This window comes from Mycobacterium sp. (assembly GCF_049281135.1).
GTDB lineage: Bacteria > Actinomycetota > Actinomycetes > Mycobacteriales > Mycobacteriaceae > Mycobacterium.
The window spans coordinates 1-1,872 of the sequence record NZ_JBAPRN010000336.1 but is presented as its reverse complement, the minus strand read 5'-3'; the positions used below and the strand labels follow the sequence as shown (position 1 = coordinate 1,872).

The following is a 1,872-nucleotide window of genomic DNA, read 5'->3' as shown; positions in this document are numbered from 1 at the left end:
GATCTCCGGTTTCGGGTGGTTCGCTGTTCGATCACCCACGACAAGGAAGACGAACGTGCTGGGCGATGTCACACGAGCCGTCCTCGTTGCCGCCGGCCTAATCTCGACCGGTTATCACAACATGGATGCAGCCGATCCCAAGGCGCCGCACCGCTGGCGATTTTTCAAGTTCGCCGCTGCAGAAAGCTGCTGGTAAAGGCATGGTTATCGAGAACCCGATGACTCAACAACGCGAACCAGATCTGCGCCCGTCGCCGGGCGCGCGCTTCTCGCTACGAGACTTCACCGGTGAGGGCCGTCCCGTGGGCGTGCCACCGGTCGTGCGATTGCTATGGATGCTGGTATCGCGGTGCCTCACCATGCAGTGGTGGTGTCCTAACCAGCTTCGAGTATTCGTACTGCGCGCGTTCGGCGCCCGAATCGGAACCGGCACACGCATAAAATTCGACGTCAAAATCGACTGGCCCTGGAAACTGGAGATCGGAAACGACACCTGGATTGGTGAATCGGTCTGGATCATCAACGCCGAGCCAGTGGTCATCGGATCGAATACCTGCATCTCTCAAGCAGTTGTGCTGTGCAGCGGCGGCCACGACATATCCAGCCCGACATTTGAATTCGACAATGCGCCGATTGTCATCGGAGATTCGGTGTGGATCGCTGCCCGGGCGACGATACTGCGTGGAGTCCGCGTCGGCGACGGTGCGACAGTCGGCGCCACTGCGTTGGTTACCCGTGATGTCCCGGAAGCAGCCACGATCCTGGCACCGCGCGGCCACACGAAGGTGGAGTCGTGAAGATCAAAATCGTTGGAACTAGTCACTTTCCGGACGGGGCGACCAAAGCAGTGGGCAGCCGGCGACGGCCACGTTCGGCGCCGACTGCGGCAAGGGGCCGCAGCGAGTGCGGGCAGACCAGCGAGGGTGACGCGTTGAGGGTGCTGCAGGTCGTGACGCTGGTCTCCGGGGTCGGCGCGTTCGGCGGGCCGACGCGAGTGGCGGTGAACCAGTGCGAAGCGCTGCGCGCGCGCGGCCACGACACGTTGCTCATCGGCGGCAGCGTCGACCTGCCGCTGTTGACCTCGCAGATGGGCGCGGCGCCGTTGCGGCTTTTCCCGATCCGGCGCGTCGCCGGCTCCAAGCCGATGGCCTACCTGTGGTCCCCGTCGATGCTGCGCTGGCTGTGGCGCCACGTCGGCGATTTCGACGTGGTGCATGTGCACCTGGCCCGCGACGGGGTGGCCCTGCCCGCCGCCGTCATCGCGCGCCTACGCGGACGCCCGTACGTGGTGCAGACCCACTGCATGGTGATCCCGCGCAGCGGAATCGTGCAGCGGGCGGTGGACCGGCTGGCCACCCGCCGCGTGCTGCGCCACGCGGCCACCGCGTTCGCGCTGCGCACCGAAGAGATCGGGCAGTTGACCGCTGTGCTGGGTGCGCCACGCCGAATCGACCTGCTGCCCAATGGCATCGCACCGCCGACCGCGGCGGCTGCGGCCAGCCTTTCGAACGGCCCGGAGTTCTTGTTCCTGGCGCGGCTGCATCCACGCAAACGGGCGCCGGTGTTCGTCGACGCGGCCGCCGCGCTGCTGTCGACCGGGTTGCAGGCGTCGTTCACGCTGGTCGGACCCGACGAAGGCGAGGGCGCGGCGGTCACCTCGGCCATCGCCGAATTCGCCGCAAGCCACCCCCACCGCGCCGACGCACTGCGCTGGACCGGAGCCCTTGCACCGGAGGAGATCTCGGCACGCATGGCCGCTGCCTACGCCTACGTGCTGCCGTCGGTCGACGAACCATTCCCAATGACGGTGATCGAGGCGATGGCCGCTGGTAAGCCCGTCATCGTCACCGACAGCAACGGCCTGGCCGGAGT

3 protein-coding genes are annotated in these 1,872 nt (G+C 66.3%); all 3 read left to right on the top strand.

Annotation, left to right across the window (positions count from 1 at the left end; translation table 11 throughout):
- On the top strand, positions 1–196 hold a 196-nt coding region (locus WAN02_RS13675), incomplete at its 5' end, for a hypothetical protein (RefSeq protein ID WP_422264734.1).
- A gap of 22 nt (positions 197–218) precedes the next feature.
- Positions 219–797: a putative colanic acid biosynthesis acetyltransferase gene (locus WAN02_RS13670; protein WP_422264733.1), complete on the top strand. Its 579-nt coding sequence runs from the start codon at positions 219–221 to the stop codon at positions 795–797.
- On the top strand, positions 794–1,872 hold a 1,079-nt coding region (locus WAN02_RS13665), incomplete at its 3' end, for a glycosyltransferase (protein ID WP_422264732.1). The genes WAN02_RS13670 and WAN02_RS13665, both read left to right, overlap by 4 nt.